Genomic DNA, 17,086 nt, shown 5'->3' on the forward strand with positions numbered 1-17,086 from the left:
CCCCGGCTAAAAGGCAATACTAATAGTAATCTGTCTGTGGCAAAATCCCGTCTGTATCAAAACATGAGAGTAAGGAGGCAGTCCATGGCCCGAAAGCCCAAACGTGATTTGACCGTCGATGAACAGCTGGCCCGGGGCCCTATGGACCTGCCCTTCCTGATGCTGGTGCTCCTTCTGCTGGGCATCGGCCTGATTATGATGTTCTCCGCCTCCTACGCCACCGCCTACTACAACGACGGGGACCCGCTGATCTACATTACCCGTCAGGCCATGTTCGCCGGGGTGGGAGTGGCGGCCATGTATGTGGTCTCCAAGATCAACTACCAGACCTTCCGGTGGATGGCCCCCATCGCGCTGGTGGGATCTATCTTCCTGCTGATTTTGATCTATACTCCCTTGGGAGTGGAGCACGGCGGCGCCCGCCGGTGGCTGCGGCTGGGCATCGAGTTTCAGCCCTCGGAGTTCGCTAAAATTTCGGTCATCCTGTTCTTTGCCGCCCGGCTGTGCAAGCGGGACACGGAGAAGCACAAGCGCTATAAAAACCGCTCCTTTTTTGGCCGGTTCTACAATCTGCTGGACCGGATTGGCTTTATTGAGCTGCTGCCCTACATGGTGATTCTGGGGATCGTGGCTGGCTTGGTGGTCTTTCAGACCCACCTGTCCGGCGCATTGCTGATCCTGGCGGGAGGCGCGTCGGTGCTCTTTGCCGCTGGTATCCATCTGGGCTGGTTTGCAGCCGGAGGCGTAGTGGTGCTTCTGATGGGATTGGTAGTCATTGCCCTGAATCCCTACATGCTGGCCCGTATCCAGCTTTGGCAGGGCACATGGGAGGACTTGGCCTATCAGACCCGGCAGGCCCTGATTGCCATGGGTTCCGGCGGTTTACTGGGGCGTGGGCTGGGCAACAGCATGCAGAAAATGCTTTACATCCCGGAGCCGGAAAATGACTTTGTGTTTCCCATTGTGGTGGAGGAACTGGGCTTTTTGGGAGGACTGCTGGTGCTGACCCTGTTTGCCCTGCTGATCCTGCGGGGCTACTGGCTGGCCCTCCACGCCCGGGATAAGTTCGGGGCGCTGACGGTTGTTGGAATTATCACGCTGTTTGCCGTCCAGGTGTTTCTGAACATCGGGGTGGTCACCAACCTGATCCCCAACACCGGCATCTCCCTGCCCTTCTTCAGCTACGGCGGCACCGCCCTGATGATCCAGCTGGCGGAGATGGGGATGGTGCTGAGTATCTCCCGGCAGATCCGGGCGCCGAAAAACGACTGAGGGAAATGAAGAATTAAGAATGAAGAATTGGGTGACTGTCTCCCAAGCAGGTTTGAACGTATACGGCGGTGAGAGAATTCCTAATTCCTAATTCAAACGAGGTGTTTGCATGAACATTCTGTTTACCTGTGGCGGGACGGCCGGGCATGTGAATCCGGCGGTGGCCCTGGCCCGCATCTTTCAGGAGCGCAACCCGGGCTGCCGGGTGCTCTTTGTGGGGGCGGACGGGGGGATGGAGACCCGTCTGGTGCCCAAGGAGGGCTATCCCATCGAGACGGTGACCATCACCAACTTCCACCGCTCTCTGGCCCCGGCGGACATCGCCCACAACTTTGGGACCCTGATGAACATGCAGAAGTCCAAGGGGCAGGCCCGGCGCATTCTGGACGATTTCAAGCCCGACCTGGTGGTGGGCACCGGGGGCTACGCCTCCTTCCCCGTGGTCAAGGAGGCCGCCCGCCGGAAGATCCCCACCGCCGTCCACGAGTCCAACGCCGTCCCCGGCCTCACCACCAAGGCCCTGAGCAAGGTGGTGGACTGTGTGATGGTGGGCTTTGAGGAGAGCCGCGCCCACTACGACCACCCGGAGCGGGTGGTGGTCACCGGCACCCCGGTGCGGGGGGACTTCTTCCGCTACACCCGGCAGGAGGCCCGGGAGAAGCTGGGCCTGGCCGACGGCCGGCCCCTGCTCCTGTCCTACTGGGGGTCCCTGGGGGCGGAGGTGATGAACCGCCGCATGGTGGACTTCCTGGAGCGGGAGGCGAAGGAGGGCGCTCCCTTCCGCCACATCCACGGGGCGGGCCGGGACTTCGCCTGGATGCAGGAGGAGCTGCTCCGCCGGGGCGTGAAGCTGGAGGGCACCGGCATCGAGGTGCGGGAGTATATCTACGACATGCCCCTGGTGATGGCGGCCGCCGACGTGGTGGTGTGCCGGGCGGGGGCCTCCACCATCTCGGAGCTCACCGCCATTGCCAAGCCGTCCATCCTGGTGCCCTCTCCCAACGTCACCGCCAACCACCAGGAGAAGAACGCCCGGGTGCTGTCCGGGCAGGGGGCGGCGGTGCTGCTGCTGGAGAAGGACTGCCCCGGCATGGAGCTCTACGACCAGGCCTCCGCCCTGCTGCGGGACCCGGCCAGGCGGGATTCCATGATCCGGGCCCTGAACTCCATGGCGGTGCCCGATGCGGGGGAGAAGATCTATCAGACCCTGGCGGGTCTTTTGAAAAAGTAGGGGCGGCGTTCCGCCGCCTGCCGCCCGGGTGGGAGTCCCGCGGGCGGCCTGTCCCTGAGAGGGGAAACCAATTTTTGCGTTTGGGCATAGGATAGCCTGAATCCAACATATAATTGGAGGCTATCCCATGAGTCATCTTGAAATTCGCGGCGGCGTGCCGCTCTCCGGACGGCTGAGGGTCCAGGGGGCGAAAAACAGCGTTCTGCCCATCCTGGCCGCCGCCCTTCTGGCTCCGGGCCAGAGCATCCTCCACAACTGTCCCCGCCTGTCCGACGTGGAGGCCACTGGGAAGATCCTGCGGCTGCTGGGCTGCGGGGTGGAGCGGGAGGAAAAGACCCTGCTGGTGGACGCCTCCCAGCCCACGGGCTGGACCATTCCGGACCCGCTGATGCGGGAGATGCGCTCCTCGGTCATTTTCCTGGGGGCCATGCTGGCCCGGCTGGGCCGGGCGGAGCTGAGTTACCCCGGGGGCTGCGAGCTGGGGCCCCGCCCCATCGACCTGCACCTGGCCGCGCTGCGGAGCCTGGGGGCGGAGATCGTGGAGGAGCAGGGCCGCCTGCGCTGCACAGTGGGGAGCGGCCTGGTGGGGCGGGAGCTGTGCCTGTCCATCCCCAGCGTGGGGGCCACGGAAAACGCCATGCTGGCCGCCTGCGGGGCCCGGGGGACCACCACCATCGTGGGGGCGGCCCGGGAGCCGGAGATCGTGGACCTGCAGAACTTCCTCAACGCCATGGGGGCCCGGGTGTCCGGCGCGGGCAGCCCGGTGGTCGCAGTGGAAGGGGGGGCTCCCCTCCACCCGGCGGAGCACACCGTCATGGGGGACCGCATCGCGGCGGCCACGTACTTATGCGCGGCGGGGACCGCCGGCGGACGGCTGGAGCTGGAGGGGGCGGAAGCGTCCAGCCTGGCGGCGGTGACCGCCTGCCTCCAGGAGGCGGGCTGTGAAATCAAGATTCTGGGGGACCGGATTGCCCTGAACAGCCGGGGACGGCTGAGGGGAATCCGTCCGGTGCGCACCGCCCCCTATCCCGGCTTTCCCACCGACGCCCAGGCGGTGCTCATGGCCGCCCTGGCCGGGGGGACCGGCACCACCATGTTTGTAGAGAATATGTTTGACAGCCGGTACCGGCATGTGGATGAGCTCTCCCGGATGGGGGCCGACATCCAGCTGGCGGGGCGGGTGGCGGTGGTCACCGGTCGGCCCCTCCACGCCGCCAAGGTGCACAGCACCGACCTGAGGGGCGGAGCCGCCCTGGTGGTGGCCGCCCTGGGGGCGGAGGGGGTGAGCCAGGTGAGCGGCCTGGAGCACATCCGCCGGGGTTACGAGGACCTGGAGGGACAGCTGACCGCCCTGGGGGCGCAGGTCCGGCTGATACACTGAGATAAAAAGACGCCGCTCCCGCGCGGGGCGGCGGCAGGAGAACACCTATGGCGTCAATGCGGCACAACCGAAAACGGAAACGGGGCCGGCGGCGGTTCGGCCTGCTGTTCAAGCTGCTGTGCGGGGCGGCCCTGGTGGCCGCCGCCACCTTGGGGGCCACCGTCTTTTTTCAGGTGGAGACCATTGCGGTGGTGGGCAACAGCCGCTACACCGCCCAGGAGGTCATCGACGCCTCCGGGGTCCAGATCGGCGACAACCTGTTTCAGATGAACAAAAACCAGATCAGCCAGCAGATTTTGCAGCGGCTGCCCTATGTGGGGGAGGTATCTCCCCAGCGGGGGCTGCCCAGCACGCTCACCATCCAGGTGACGGAGATCTCCGCCGCCGCCCAGGTGGAGGTCTATCGGGACGATTCGGCGCAGGCGGAGCCGGCGGCGGACGGGTCCGGGGACGGCGGGGAGGCGGACAGCTCCGCCCAGGGGGACAGCTCCCAGGCAGAGGGGGAGGAGCTCCCCGCTCTGGCCGATCAGCCCTGGCTCATCAGCGCCAGCGGCAAGCTGCTGGAGGCGGCGCCGGAGGGGAGCGGAGTGCTGTCCGTCACCGGGCTGACGGTTCTGGCCCCCCAGGCGGGGACCATGCTGGCGGTGCCCCAGGAGCAGCAGTCCCGGCTGGCCACGCTGAAGGAGCTGCTCTCCGCCCTAGAGGCGGCTGGGGAGCTGGATCAGGTCTCCTCCATTGACCTGACCCACTCCACCTGGGTGGGAATGCGCTACCGGGAGAATTTTGACGCGCGCCTGCCCCTGGGGGAGGATATGGCCCACTCCCTGGCGGTACTCTCGGCGGCGGTGGAGGATACCCTCCAGACCCGGGGGCCCCAGGCCGCCGGCACCATGGATCTGACTCAGGAGATGGCGGACGCGATCTTTACTCCGGCGGAAAGCTGAGAGGCCGTCCTGAGCTGTTCTCATTCAGTTAAATCACCCATCAGAATGTTTGATTGCTCTGATGGGGGCGGCCGGCTGGACGAAAAGGTATTTTCCGCGAGCTGAGCTGGAAAGTTTCTGTAATTCCGCCTTTTTCTCTTGACCTGCCTGAGAAAGAGCGATACAATAAAACAAAATATCGACTTTGCAATTCTTCCGACCACAAGAAGTAGGCTTGTGGGGGATTTTGACTTTGTACTTAGGAGGAACGACAATGGCCTTCGGAATGGACATGGGTCCCGACAGCGTGGTAAATATCAAAGTGATCGGTGTGGGCGGCGGCGGAAACAACGTGGTCAACCGCATGGTGCGCACCGGCACAAAGGGAGTTGACTTTATTGCCATCAACACGGATAAGCAGGCGCTTTCCGTGTCGGCGGCTACTTATAAGATCCAGATTGGCGAGAAGCTCACCAATGGACAGGGGGCGGGCTCCGACCCGGAGGTGGGCCGCAAGTCCGCCGAGGAGAACCGCAACCAGATCTCCAAGGCACTGGAGGACGCGGATATGGTGTTCATCACCGCCGGCATGGGCGGCGGCACCGGCACCGGCGCGGCTCCCATCGTGGCCGACATCGCCAAGGAGCTGGGCATCCTCACCGTGGGCGTGGTGACGAAGCCCTTCCGCTTTGAGGGCATGCGCCGGATGAAGCAGGCCGAGGGGGGTATCAACGAGCTGCGCAACAAGGTGGACTCCCTGGTCATCATCCCCAACGAGCGGCTGAAGCTGGCCACCGACCAGAAGATCACCATGCTCAACGCCTTCGAGATCGCCGACGACGTGCTGCAGCAGGCGGTCCAGTCCATCTCCGACCTGATCAAAAACACCGGGTTCATCAACCTGGACTTCGCCGACGTGTCCGCCGTCATGAAGGACGCCGGCCGGGCCCATATGGGCGTGGGCCGGGCCGCCGGCAAGAACAAGGCCGAGGAGGCCGCCAAGATGGCCATCTCCAGCCCCCTGCTGGAGACCTCCATCAACGGAGCCAAGGGCGTGCTCATCAACGTCACCGGCTCCATGGACATCGGCCTGGAGGAGGTGGAGACCGCCGCCAATCTGGTGCAGGAGGCCGCCCACCCCGAGGCCAACATCATCTTCGGCGCCGCCTTTGACGACACCCTGGAGGACGAGCTGCGGGTCACCGTCATCGCCACCGGCTTTGACGAGAAGGAGGAGCAGCCCGCCGCCGCCCCCGCCGCGGCCGCCAGCAGCAAGCCCTTCACCAGCGCCGGAGCCCGTGTGGAGGAGCAGCGCGCCGCCGGAGCGGCTCAGCCCGCCGCCCCCGCCCCCGCGCAGGAGCCCGAGGCCGAGAAGGCCGCCGTCAGCGACGACGACTGGGACATTCTGGAGCGCATTTTCAACCGCAAGCGCTGAGACCTGCGGTTCCGACAAGCAAACCGGCCCTGGAGAGGAAGCAAACGCCGCTCCAGGGCCTTTTTTAGCCCGAGGGGGTGGAACAGGTCCATGCTGATCTATCTGGCCATGATTGACGCGCCCGAGGACCGGTCCAAGTTTGAGCGAATCTATGAGAAGTACAAGAACCTGATGTTTTACCGGGCCAGGCAGATATTGGGCAACGACCGGGACGCGGAGGACGCAGTCCACGAGGCCTTCGTCCGTGTGGCGAATCACATCGAAAAAATTTCCGACCCGGAGTGTCCAAAAACCCGGGCCCTGGTGGTTATTATGGTTGAGAGGATCTCCATCAACGAGTACAACCGGAAAAAGCGGCGGGGGAGCCTGCCCCTGATGGAGGAGCTGCTGCCCGGGGAGGACCGGATGGAGGTCCTGGAGGAGGGAAGCGCCGTGGCCCGGGCCATTGCCGCCCTGCCGCCCCGGTACCAGGAGCTGATTCTGCTCAAGCACTGGCAGGGGTACTCCGACCGGGAGATCGCCGCCCTGCTGGGGATGACCCAGGGCAATGTGGCCCGCACCCTCCAGCGGGCCAAGGAGAAGCTGCGCCAGGCGCTGAAGGATGAGGGGGTGGAGGTATGAGAGACGAGCTGGACGGACTGCTGGACCGGTACGCCCCGGAGGCGGGTGAGCTGTGGCTCTCCGCCCTCCCGGAACAGGCCCCCGAGCACGAATTTTCCCCAAAGTTCCGCCGGAAGGTGGAAAAGCTGCTGCGGCGGCAGCGGCGGTCCCCCGCCGTCAATTCTGCCCTCCGCTATGGCCGCCGGGCGGCGGCCTTCGCCCTGGTGTTCCTCACCCTGTCCTTCTCCTGCCTGATGACCGTGGACGCCGCCTTCCGGGAGCGGGTGATCCAGGTGGTGGTGCAGGTGCTCCGGGATTTTACCGAGTTTACCTATACCTCGGATTCGCCCGCCGCAGACGAGCCGGGAGACCTGACGTTCACCTATCTGCCGGAGGGGATGGAGGAGACCGGCCGGGAGCAGAGTGCGACAGCATGTTATGTGTATTATGAATCGCCGGACGGAGCGTTTGTGGAATTCAGTCAGACCCTGGTTGCAGATGGCGTGGAAATGCAGCTTGGACTGGATACGGAGGACGCGGAGGTCTTTGACCTGACGGTCCATGGCACGGAAGCCCTGGGGATCGTGAAAGGCGTGGACCGCACGATCCACTGGACGGAGGGACCGTTTGTGTATCTCTTGTCCGGGACCATTCCCATGGAGGAATTGGAGCGGGTCGCGGAAGGGATCCAATAAAACAAAAACAGCCCAAAGCCTTGCAGCACAAGGCTTTGGGTTGTTTCATCAACAGGCCGGAAAAATTTTTAAAAACAGTGTCCAAAATCGGCGCTGCCGATGGTTATATATAGTAGAAGCCAAAGAAAGGATGTGGTTCCAGTGTTCCACAAAAAAGCGTTCCTTCCGGCCCTGTGTGTATCCCTCTGCCTGTGCGGCGGCATGGTCCCCGGCGTATCGGCGGCGGCGCTCCCTGACCCGCCCGGTCAGGGGGAGATCACACCCTATGCATTGTTCATAAGAGGGAAGTCTTTGACCTTTGACATCTCTGCGGGTGTGGCCGCTGTGAATGGGTGGGTCACCGGGCAAACCGGAGTGGCGGACCGCTGCCGCATCGTGGTTGAGCTCCAGGAGAAATCCGGAAGCAGCTGGGAAACGGTTGCAACGTGGTCCGATGAATCCGACGGCAGGCGGGCCTCGGTGTCTGAGACGAAGACGGTGACCGCAGGCAGGACCTATCGGGCCAAGGCAGAGGTGACGGCCTGGTCGGGCGGCGCGTCGGAAACGCAGACGATCCTGTCGTCTGAAAAGAAAGCGTAAATCATGGCATGAAATGACTTGTATTTGAGTGGTGAAAGGAGTATTTTAAATATGAAAAAGCGAATTGTGTCTATCTTTTTAGTATTAGCGATGACTTTGGGAGTGGTGTCCTCCGGTTTTGCAGCAAAGATGCCAAATGGAAATGAAATTGAGCCACATAACAACCGTTATTATTATGTGACGGAGTATTCGTCCCCAGATTATAAAGTGGAGTCTGTGAGGAGTTTTACTGTCGAAGATTATGAAGCAGCGGTAGTAGCAGAGGTGGTTGGTGCAGGTTTGCTTGGTGTGGTAGCGGCTGCTATTCCGGGACATTTGGATGATGTATCAATGGCCCCATATATTACACGGGTTGTGTCACAATTAGCTCTTTTCTATACTTCTTTGAAAACTGTTTTATTGGATGATGATATTTTTTATACGGTTACAGTTTCCAGTCGGCATGAATACCGATATCAGGTTGATCGGTTAGATGAGACAAATAGACACTGTGTAAGCGAGAAAATTCATTTTAAAGTGGTTACTGAATACATTGATGGAAGTACGGATGTCAAAACAGACACAATTATAATGAAGTAATACACTATTTGACCTGTGTATATTTGAGGGGAAGCAAGAAAATATGAAAAAATCTTATATAAAGTGTATGCTATGGCTAATAATACTTTATATTTTAGGAGTAGGGACTGTAATCTTAGTGGAATTATTGGTTCCTCGGCTAATTGCTCCAGTACGTTCATATATTCTGCTCGGACTACCTCTTATTTTACTAACCCCATCGCTGATTATGATACCAATAATTCGGAAAGATTGCTATGGTGGCTTAGATGACAGGTGGACAAAGATAGCCAAGGTGTTGGAACGCTCAATACCGCTTTTAATGTATTTAGAGACATTGTATATTGTATTTTTTGAATCATAAAGAAGCCACCCTGAAACTATTTTGTTTCAGGGTGGCCTAAATTTTGATCATTGCGTCTGTTTACTGGGCTGGTAAGATAATGGATGAGCGTTTGGTATTCTTGGAAGGACCGAACCCCATATCCACCACCAGCTGTTTGTCCGGGTCTAAGTACAGGCTCTGGGCGGAGCCGTCCAGGAGGGCCTGGTGGCCGTCCCACTCCTGGCCGATGTCAGTCTGGGCCAGGCCGGGGATGTTCATCAGGCGAAGCAGCATGGTGGTGTGGCTGTCGGTACTCCCGTGCCAGGTGACCAGACCCAGCAGTTTTTTCCGGTCCAGGGCCATCACCTCGCTGGGGAGGAGCTCGTCGGACACCAGGATCGCCGGCCGGTTCCCCAGGGGATCGGGGGTCTTCTGCCCCAAAAGCAGGCGGATCACCCGATTGGAGATGTCCCGCAGGTCGGCCCCGCGGGCCGCCATGTAGGGGTTGTCCAGGGCGGCAAAGGCGGCAGAATAACTGGTCCCTGCCACCTGAACGGCGTATTCCGCGGTGGTGTATTGAGTCTGAATGATAGATAAAATACTGTCCACAAAGGAGGTGTCCTCCAGCAGCATGGCGTGGATGGCAAAGATGGATGCCGCCTGCGGACCCACCACCAGCGCGGCCTGGTCGTACAGATCGGCCAGCTGGAGCACCGCCCGGCGCTGGGCGGCCTGGAACCGGAGGACCTCATCCCCCGAGGAGAGGTGGGAGAGGAAGTCCAGCTGGAAAGGCTGGCGGTGGTAAACCCGAAGGGGACCGTAGGCAACCTGATCCAAAATGGATTTGCCGGTCAGGATTTTCATACGATCACCGCCCCTCTGCGTTGAAAAATGTTTGGCTGTTCGCAGGGAAGCAGCCTCGACCGGAGGCTGTTCCCAGGGCAAATGTGCCAAGGACCTTTCTGTATTTTTGATTATAGTGACATTTGTGCAGTTTGTAAATCGGAAAAATTGCACAACAAAGAATGTTAAAATTTGGTAAGATCAAAGAAACGGAAAACATTTTGCCTGGTATATTGGGGAAAGTCGGGGAAAAAATGCGAAAAACAGAGGAGAAATCGACGCTTTACAGCGTTAAACAGTCGTGCTATAATAAGACCAAATCCATCCTGCCGCAGGGAGCTTTTTTCTGCCCGCGGCTGCAAATTTGGTAAATTTCGATTTCCAGGAGGTTTTGTGTCATGGTTTCCAAACGCATGCTTGGGCTGGGCACCGCCCGCTCTGTGATCCGGGAGCTGTTTGAGTACGGCAACCAGCGGGCCGCCGTCGTCGGCCGGGAGAACGTGTATGACTTCTCCCTGGGCAACCCCAGCGTCCCCGCCCCTCCCCAGGTGAATGAGACGGCTATCCGCATTTTGCAGGAGCAGCCCGACCTGATCCACTGCTACACCAGCGCCCAGGGGGACGCCGCCGCCCGGCAGCGGTTTGCCGATTCCCTGAACCGGCGCTTCGGCGGGGACTACACCGCCGATCAGTTCTACCTCACCGTGGGCGCGGCAGCCTCCCTGTGCTGCGTGTTCAACGGCCTCACCTGCCCGGAGGACGAGTTCATCGTCTTCGCCCCCTACTTCCCCGAGTACAAGGTGTTCATCGAGGGGGCCGGAGCCAAGATGGTGCTCATCCCCCCGGAGATCGAGCACTTCCAGATCGACTTCGCCGCCTTTGAGCAGGCCCTCACCCCTCACACCAAGGGCGTGGTGGTGAACAGCCCCAACAACCCCTCCGGCGTGGTCTACTCCCAGGAGACCCTGGAGCGGCTGGCGGACATTTTGAGAAAGAAGGAGGCCGAGTACGGCCACCCCATCTACCTCATCTCCGACGAGCCCTACCGGGAGATCGTGTTCTCCGGCGTGAAGGCCCCCTGGATTCCCCATCTGTACGACGACACCATCGTGTGCTACTCCTTCAGCAAGTCCCTCTCCCTCCCCGGCGAGCGCCTGGGCTATGTGCTGGTCCCCGGCAAGGTCACCGACTCCAAGGAGGTTTACGCCGCCGTGGCGGGGGCCGGGCGCTCTCTGGGCTATGTGAACGCCCCCAGCCTGTTCCAGCAGGTGACCTCCCTGTGCTGCGATTTGACCTCCGACCTGTCGGTATACGAGCACAACTGCAAGCTTCTGGTGTCCGCCCTCCGGGAGATGGGCTACCATGTGGCCGAGCCCGGCGGGGCCTTCTACCTGTTCCCCCGCAGCCTGGAGAGCGACGACATGGCCTTCAGCGAGCGGGCCAAGCAGTTCGACCTGCTGCTGGTGCCCGGCTCCGGCTTCGGCGCTCCCGGCCACTTCCGGCTGGCCTACTGCGTCCAGACCGAGATGATTGAGCGGGCGCTGCCGAAATTTAAGGAGCTGGCTGATTCGTATCGATAAAATCGGCGTAAAATACAGGCAAAGCGGAGGCGCAACGTACCGCTTTGCCTGATTTTTATGGGCTTCGGACGGCTTTTTTCATCGTTTTTCCCCTAGTCAAACCCCATGCCCGTCTAGTATGATTAACATGGAAAAGAAGAGAAAAAAAGAATCAAATTCCCGTAGGAGGAAGAATTGTATGACTTTGAGAAAAACAAAAGTGATTTGCACCCTTGGCCCCGCGGTGGACGACGAGGAGCTGATCCGCAAGCTGATCCGTGCCGGCATGGACGCGGCGCGCTTCAACTTTTCCCACGGCGACCACGAGGAGCATCTGCAGCGCCTGAACAAGCTGAACAACGTCCGGGACGCCATGAGCCGTCCGGTGGCCACCATTCTGGACACCAAGGGCCCGGAGATCCGCATCAAGAGCTTTGATACCAAATCGATTACCCTGGAGGCGGGCGCCTCCTTCACCCTGACCACCCGGGAGGCGGCGGGCAATGCCGGGCTGGTCTCCGTCACCTACCCCAATCTCCACAAGGAGGTGGGCCCCGGCCAGGAGATCCTCATTGACGACGGCCTGGTGGCCCTGAAGGTGGACCGCATTGAGGGCCAGGACATCCACTGTACCGTGGAAAACGGCGGTACCCTGTCCGCCAACAAGAGCATCAACATCCCCGGCGTGAAGATCCACCTGCCCGCCCTCACCGAGAAGGACGTCAGCGACATCAAGTTCGGGGTGGAGCACGACTTTGACTTCATCGCCGCCTCCTTTGTCCGCCGGGCCGCCGACGTCCAGGCGGTCCGGGAGGTGCTGGACCAGTTCGGCGGCCAGGACGTGAAGATCATCGCCAAGATCGAGAACCAGGAGGGCGTGGACAACATCGACGAGATCCTGGCGGCCGCCGACGGCGTCATGGTGGCCCGGGGCGACCTGGGCGTGGAGATCCCCGCCGCCCGGGTGCCCATCCTGCAGAAGCAGATCATCCGCAAGGGCCTGCGCCTGGGCAAGCCGGTGATCACCGCCACCCAGATGCTGGACTCCATGATCCGCAACCCCCGCCCCACCCGCGCCGAGGTGTCCGACGTGGCCAACGCCGTCTTTGACGGCACCAGCTGCGTCATGCTCTCCGGCGAGACTGCCAACGGCAACTACCCGGTGGAGGCCCTGTCCGCCATGGTGGGCATCGTGGAGGAGGCCGAACAGTCCATCCACTACTGGCGCCGCTTTGAGAAGATGATGGGGGTGTCCGCCTCCAACATCGACGACGCCATCACCCACACCTGCTGCCTCACCGCCAAGGATCTGGATGCCAAGGCCATTCTGGTGGCCACCAGCTCCGGCCGCACCGCCCGGATGATCTGCCGGTTCCGCCCCTCCTGCCCGGTGGCCGCCCTCACCATGCACGAGAAGGTGCGCCGCCAGCTGGCCATTTCCTGGGGCATCATCCCCTTCCTCACCGGCGAGGTGACCTCCACCGACCGGATCTTCTCCATGTCTGTGGAGGTGGCCCTGAAGGAGGGGCTGGTCCAGAACGGGGACACCGTGGTCATCACCGCCGGCGTGCCCCTGGGCCGCAGCGGCTCCACCAACCTGATCAAGGCGCAGATCGTCAACGAGGAGGATCTGCTGTAAGGCAACCGCTCCATAAAAACGGCCGTCCCAACCGGGACGGCCGTTTTGTGTTTCGAAGCTCGCCGGGAGGAGCAAGTGTGAAATATAGGGGAAAAATCGGACACACTAGACACCGACGGGCCCTTGTTTGTACACGGGAACCGTGATACAATCAGGGCAAATGAAACAGGAGGCGGAGCCATGGAGACCACCCTTTACTTTGGCGGGCCCATCGTGACCCTGGAGGAGCCCCGGTATGCCCAGGCCCTGGTGGAGCGGGGCGGACGGATCGCCTATGTGGGGGACCGGGAGGAGGCGGAGCGGCTGGCCGGTCCCGGGGCCCGCCGGGTGGACCTGGAGGGCCGGGCCCTCCTGCCCGCCTTTTTGGACCCCCACAGCCACCTGCTGGCCTGCGCCTACGCCCGCCTCCAGGTCCCCCTGGGGGAGTGCGCCGGCTGGGGGGAGATCGCGGACCGGCTGAGCAGGCACGTTCAGGAGCGGGGCGTTCAGCCCGGGGAGTGGGTCAAGGGTACCGGCTACGACCAGAACGCCCTGGCGGAGGGGGCGGCCCCCGACCGCTTCTGCCTGGACCGGGCCTGTCCCAACAACCCGGTGGTCATCCAGCACGCCTCCGGCCACGCGGGGGTGTTCAACACCCTGGCCCTGGAGCGGCTGGGGGCGCTGAACGGGGACTGTGGCCTGGAGCGGGACGGGCAGGGGGAGCTCACCGGCCGGGGGGAGGAGAACCCCTTCCTGGACCTGCTGGGCCGGATTCCCATGGAGGGCCTGGAGGACGTGCTGAGGGCCTTTCAGGGGGCCCAGGAGGAGTACGCCTCCCACGGCATCGCCACCGCCCAGGAGGGGCTGCTCCAGCCGGTGATGGCCCCGGTGTACCGGGAGATCTTGCGGCGGGGGCTCTTGTACCTGGATGTGAACGCCTACGTCCCCCCGGCGGACTATGACCGCCTCCGGGGACAGTTTGCCCAGGGGGTGAGCGCCTCGCCTGGAACCTTCCGGGCGGCGGGCATGAAGATCTTTCTGGACGGCTCCCCCCAGGGGGGCACCGCCTGGGTGCGGGAGCCCTATGCGGGGGGCGGCTGTGGGACCTCCACCATGACGGACGGCCAGGTGCTGTCGGCCTTCCGGCAGGCCCTGGACCGGGACGCCCAGCTGCTGGCCCACTGCAACGGGGACCGGGCGGCGGAGCAGTATCTGACCCTCCTGGCCCAGGCGGAGCGGGAGGCGGGCAAAAAGCTGTGCCGCCCGGTGATGATCCACGCCCAGCTGCTGGGCCTGGACCAGCTGGAGCGGGTGAAGACCCTGGGGGTGATCCCCTCCTTCTTTGTGGCCCATGTGTACCACTGGGGGGAGATCCATGTGAAAAGCTTCGGTCTGGACCGGGCCGGCCGCATCAGTCCGGCGGGGAGTGCTCTGGCCTGGGGCATCCCCTTCACCTTCCATCAGGATTCCCCGGTGATTCCGCCGGATATGCTGGAGACCATCTGGTGCGCCTGCGTCCGAAGGACCAAGACCGGCCGGGTGCTGGGGGCGGAGGAGCGCATCCCGGTGGAGGCGGCCCTCCGGGCGGTGACCCAGACCGCCGCCCTCCAGTATGGGCTGGAGAGGGAGCTGGGAACCCTGCGGCCGGGCAAGCGGGCGGACTTTGTGCTTTTGTCCGGCGACCCCCTGAGAACGCCGCCGGAAGAACTGAAAAAACTCCAGGTGGAGCGGACCATTCAGCGGGGCCGCACCATCTGGAGCCGATAGAGAAAGAGAGGCAACTATGGGCAATATTTTTCGGGAACAGCGGCGCAGCAGCATCGTCATGGCGGCGCTCACCCTCCTGCTGGGGCTTCTGCTGGTGCTGGCCCCCAACCGGTCCATCCGGCTGCTGTGCACCGTTTTGGGCGCGGCCCTGCTGGTGACGGGGCTCATCTATCTGTTTACCTGGCTGGCCAAGCGGCGGGACGGGTTCCCCGCCTGGTTCCTGATCCCGGGGCTGATTCTGGCGGCCCTGGGGCTGTGGCTGCTCACCAGCCCCGGGTCGGTGATCGTCCTCATCCAGTTCAGCGTGGCGGCGGTGCTCATCTTCCACGGGGTCATCGACCTGCAGGGGGCGGTGAGCCTGGCGCGGCTGGGGATTCCCAACTGGTGGGTGGACCTGGTCCTGGCCGTCTTGACGGTCGTGCTGGGGGGCGTGGTGCTGCTGAACCCCTTTGGGACCATGGAGGCCATGACCATGCTCATTGGGGCGTCCCTGGTGTACGACGGGGCCAGCGACCTGTATCTGATCTACCGGGTGTCCAAGGCCTTCCGGGACGGAGGAGGCCTGTGACCGCCTCCGCCGGGCGGCTGCGGGAGGTGAACCTGGAGCTGGGCAAGCCCACGGTGAACGCCGCCATCAAGCGCCTCACCTTTGAGCTCCACCACAGCCGGTCCCTGGGGTGCGCCGCCCTGAAGATCATCCACGGCTACGGCTCCTCCGGGACCGGCGGCCGCATCCGGGTGGAGGCCCGGTCTTACTTAGCCCGCCTGAAGGGGAGGGGAGAAATCCGGGACGTGATCTATGGGGAGGACTTCTCCATCTTCAACCCGGCGGTACTGGAGGCGTTCCGCCGCTGTGACGGCCTGCGGAAGGACCCGGACCGGGAGCGGCACAACAACGGGATTACCATTATTCTTCTCTGAGGTCACGGTTCAGCAGGGGGAGGAGGACGGACCGGTCGTTGGGCAGGTCCCCCGCCGCCACCTGATCCAGAAGGCGGTTCAGCGCCCGGCCCACGGCGGGGCCGGACAGGCCGGCGGCCAGGGCGTCCCGGCCGTTCACCGCCAGCTCCTTCAAGGTGAGGCAGGGTTTTTGGGCCAGAATCTCCCGGGCCATCGTTTCTGCTTGCGCGCAGCGGTCGGGCTCCGGGGCGGGCCGGGGGGCGCAGGCCATGCCGTCCGCCCGCTCCAGCTCCAGCAGGTCGAAAAAGAGGTCGGGTCCCAGCCGCTGGAGCCAGCGGCGGACCACTCTGGGGCTGGCCTCGATCTGCAGCCCGTGGCGGGCCACCAGCGTGACCACCCGCTCCTGGGTGCCCTTGTCCAGCCGCAGCCGGGCGGCGGCCTGCTCCGCCAGCCGGGCGCTCTCCCCCTCGTGGCCGTAGAAGTGGCCCACCCCCTGGCCGTCCAGGGAGAAGCAGGCGGGTTTGCCCCCGTCGTGGAGGAGGGCGGCCAGCCGCAGGGCGGGCTCCGGCCGCACCCGGCCCAGAGCTTTTACGCTGTGGGTGTACACATCATAGCAGTGGTGGGGATTTTTCTGGTCAAAGCCCACCGCCGGGGTGAGCTCCGGGACGATCTGGCAGACCGTCTCCGGGAAGTCCAGTAAGATCCGCTCCGCCCCGGGACAGCACAGCAGACGGAGAAATTCCGCCTGGATGCGCTCCCAGGCCACATAGGACAGAAGGGGGGTGTTCCGCCGGATGGCGGCGGCGGTCTCCCCCTCCAGCCGGAAGTCCAGCTGGGCGGCCAGCCGCAGTCCCCGGAGCACCCGCAGGGCGTCCTCCTGGAAGCGGCGGTCCGGCTCCCCCACGCAGCGGATGACCCCGGCGGCCAGGTCCGCCTGTCCGCCGAAGGGGTCAATGAGGCCGCTCCGGCCCCAGGCCATGGCGTTGACGGTGAAGTCCCGCCGGGCCAGGTCCTCCTCCAGGCGGGAGGTGTACGCCACCCGGTCGGGATGCCGGTGGTCGGAGTAGGTCCCCTCCTTTCGGAAGGCGGTCACCTCCACCGGGAGGCCGTTGTGGACCACGGTCACCGTCCCGTGGGCCAGGCCGGTGGGGATGCATTTGAACTTTGAACGGCAGGCGGCCAGGATCTCCTCCGGCGGGGCGGAGACGGCTGCGTCGTAGTCGTGGGGCTCCCTGCCCAGCAGGGCGTCCCGGACGCAGCCCCCCACCAGCACCGCCTGATGGCCGGCCCGCTCCAGGGTATTTAAAATTTCCAGCGCTCTGGCATCCCATTGGAACATAAGCTCGCCTCCTGGCCTCTTATGGGATAAACTGCCCCTATCATAACAAATTTTTTGGGGA

16 protein-coding genes are annotated in these 17,086 nt (G+C 63.1%); 14 read left to right on the forward strand and 2 right to left on the reverse strand.

Annotated elements, in window-relative coordinates; translation table 11 throughout:
• Positions 1 to 84 precede the first annotated feature (84 nt).
• The 9 genes from B5F19_RS04600 to B5F19_RS17045 all read left to right on the forward strand — a co-directional run bounded on the left by B5F19_RS04600 (position 85) and on the right by B5F19_RS17045 (position 8,695).
• Entirely contained in the window at positions 85 to 1,272 is a 1,188-nt protein-coding gene (locus tag B5F19_RS04600; RefSeq protein ID WP_242972698.1) for an FtsW/RodA/SpoVE family cell cycle protein, read from the forward strand.
• A gap of 109 nt (positions 1,273 to 1,381) precedes the next feature.
• Complete coding sequence (gene murG / locus B5F19_RS04605) at positions 1,382 to 2,503, forward strand: undecaprenyldiphospho-muramoylpentapeptide beta-N-acetylglucosaminyltransferase (RefSeq protein ID WP_087288439.1); 1,122 nt, start codon at positions 1,382 to 1,384, stop codon at positions 2,501 to 2,503.
• A 127-nt stretch (positions 2,504 to 2,630) separates the two neighbouring features.
• Positions 2,631 to 3,884, forward strand: coding sequence for a UDP-N-acetylglucosamine 1-carboxyvinyltransferase (gene murA / locus B5F19_RS04610; RefSeq protein WP_087288441.1), 1,254 nt, complete (start codon positions 2,631 to 2,633; stop codon positions 3,882 to 3,884).
• A 47-nt stretch (positions 3,885 to 3,931) separates the two neighbouring features.
• Positions 3,932 to 4,828, forward strand: a complete 897-nt coding sequence (locus B5F19_RS04615; protein WP_087288443.1) for an FtsQ-type POTRA domain-containing protein — start codon at positions 3,932 to 3,934, stop codon at positions 4,826 to 4,828.
• 253 nt (positions 4,829 to 5,081) lie between these two features.
• Entirely contained in the window at positions 5,082 to 6,242 is a 1,161-nt protein-coding gene (gene ftsZ / locus B5F19_RS04620) for a cell division protein FtsZ (protein ID WP_087288444.1), read from the forward strand.
• Between the two features lie 90 nt (positions 6,243 to 6,332).
• Positions 6,333 to 6,863: a sigma-70 family RNA polymerase sigma factor gene (locus tag B5F19_RS04625; protein ID WP_087288446.1), complete on the forward strand. Its 531-nt coding sequence runs from the start codon at positions 6,333 to 6,335 to the stop codon at positions 6,861 to 6,863.
• The gene (locus tag B5F19_RS04630) at positions 6,860 to 7,537 is read left to right on the forward strand and encodes a DUF4367 domain-containing protein (RefSeq protein WP_087288447.1); all 678 of its coding nucleotides are present in this window, start codon (positions 6,860 to 6,862) and stop codon (positions 7,535 to 7,537) included. The genes B5F19_RS04625 and B5F19_RS04630 overlap by 4 nt, the downstream gene beginning before the upstream one ends.
• Positions 7,538 to 7,678: 141 nt before the next feature.
• Positions 7,679 to 8,116, forward strand: coding sequence for a hypothetical protein (locus B5F19_RS04635; RefSeq protein ID WP_087288449.1), 438 nt, complete (start codon positions 7,679 to 7,681; stop codon positions 8,114 to 8,116).
• 51 nt (positions 8,117 to 8,167) lie between these two features.
• Positions 8,168 to 8,695 (forward strand): hypothetical protein, encoded by a 528-nt coding sequence (locus B5F19_RS17045; RefSeq protein ID WP_140394154.1) that lies wholly within the window; start codon positions 8,168 to 8,170, stop codon positions 8,693 to 8,695.
• 403 nt (positions 8,696 to 9,098) lie between these two features.
• On the opposite strand, the gene B5F19_RS04640 is transcribed toward B5F19_RS17045, so the two are convergent.
• A complete protein-coding gene (locus B5F19_RS04640; protein WP_087288450.1) occupies positions 9,099 to 9,863 on the reverse strand; it encodes a phosphoenolpyruvate-utilizing N-terminal domain-containing protein in 765 nt (254 codons plus the stop codon).
• A 377-nt stretch (positions 9,864 to 10,240) separates the two neighbouring features.
• On the opposite strand from B5F19_RS04640, the gene B5F19_RS04645 reads away from it, so the two are divergent.
• From B5F19_RS04645 to B5F19_RS04665, 5 genes are all read left to right on the forward strand, one after another.
• The gene (locus B5F19_RS04645) at positions 10,241 to 11,422 is read left to right on the forward strand and encodes a pyridoxal phosphate-dependent aminotransferase (protein ID WP_087288452.1); all 1,182 of its coding nucleotides are present in this window, start codon (positions 10,241 to 10,243) and stop codon (positions 11,420 to 11,422) included.
• A 178-nt stretch (positions 11,423 to 11,600) separates the two neighbouring features.
• Positions 11,601 to 13,040, forward strand: a complete 1,440-nt coding sequence (gene pyk, locus B5F19_RS04650) for a pyruvate kinase (RefSeq protein WP_087288453.1) — start codon at positions 11,601 to 11,603, stop codon at positions 13,038 to 13,040.
• A 180-nt stretch (positions 13,041 to 13,220) separates the two neighbouring features.
• Positions 13,221 to 14,786, forward strand: a complete 1,566-nt coding sequence (locus tag B5F19_RS04655; protein WP_087288455.1) for an amidohydrolase — start codon at positions 13,221 to 13,223, stop codon at positions 14,784 to 14,786.
• A 16-nt stretch (positions 14,787 to 14,802) separates the two neighbouring features.
• Positions 14,803 to 15,354: a DUF308 domain-containing protein gene (locus tag B5F19_RS04660; protein ID WP_087288458.1), complete on the forward strand. Its 552-nt coding sequence runs from the start codon at positions 14,803 to 14,805 to the stop codon at positions 15,352 to 15,354.
• Positions 15,351 to 15,707: a hypothetical protein gene (locus B5F19_RS04665; RefSeq protein WP_087288460.1), complete on the forward strand. Its 357-nt coding sequence runs from the start codon at positions 15,351 to 15,353 to the stop codon at positions 15,705 to 15,707. The genes B5F19_RS04660 and B5F19_RS04665 overlap by 4 nt, the downstream gene beginning before the upstream one ends.
• Here B5F19_RS04665 and B5F19_RS04670 read toward each other — a convergent pair.
• Positions 15,694 to 17,025 carry an HD domain-containing protein gene (locus B5F19_RS04670; protein ID WP_087288461.1) on the reverse strand — a complete coding sequence of 444 codons (1,332 nt, stop codon included), beginning with the start codon at positions 17,023 to 17,025 and terminating at the stop codon, positions 15,694 to 15,696. The genes B5F19_RS04665 and B5F19_RS04670 overlap by 14 nt on opposite strands.
• Between the last annotated feature and the right edge of the window lie 61 nt (positions 17,026 to 17,086).

Origin of the sequence: Pseudoflavonifractor sp. An184, from assembly GCF_002160305.1 — a bacterium.
GTDB lineage: Bacteria > Bacillota > Clostridia > Oscillospirales > Oscillospiraceae > Lawsonibacter > Lawsonibacter pullicola.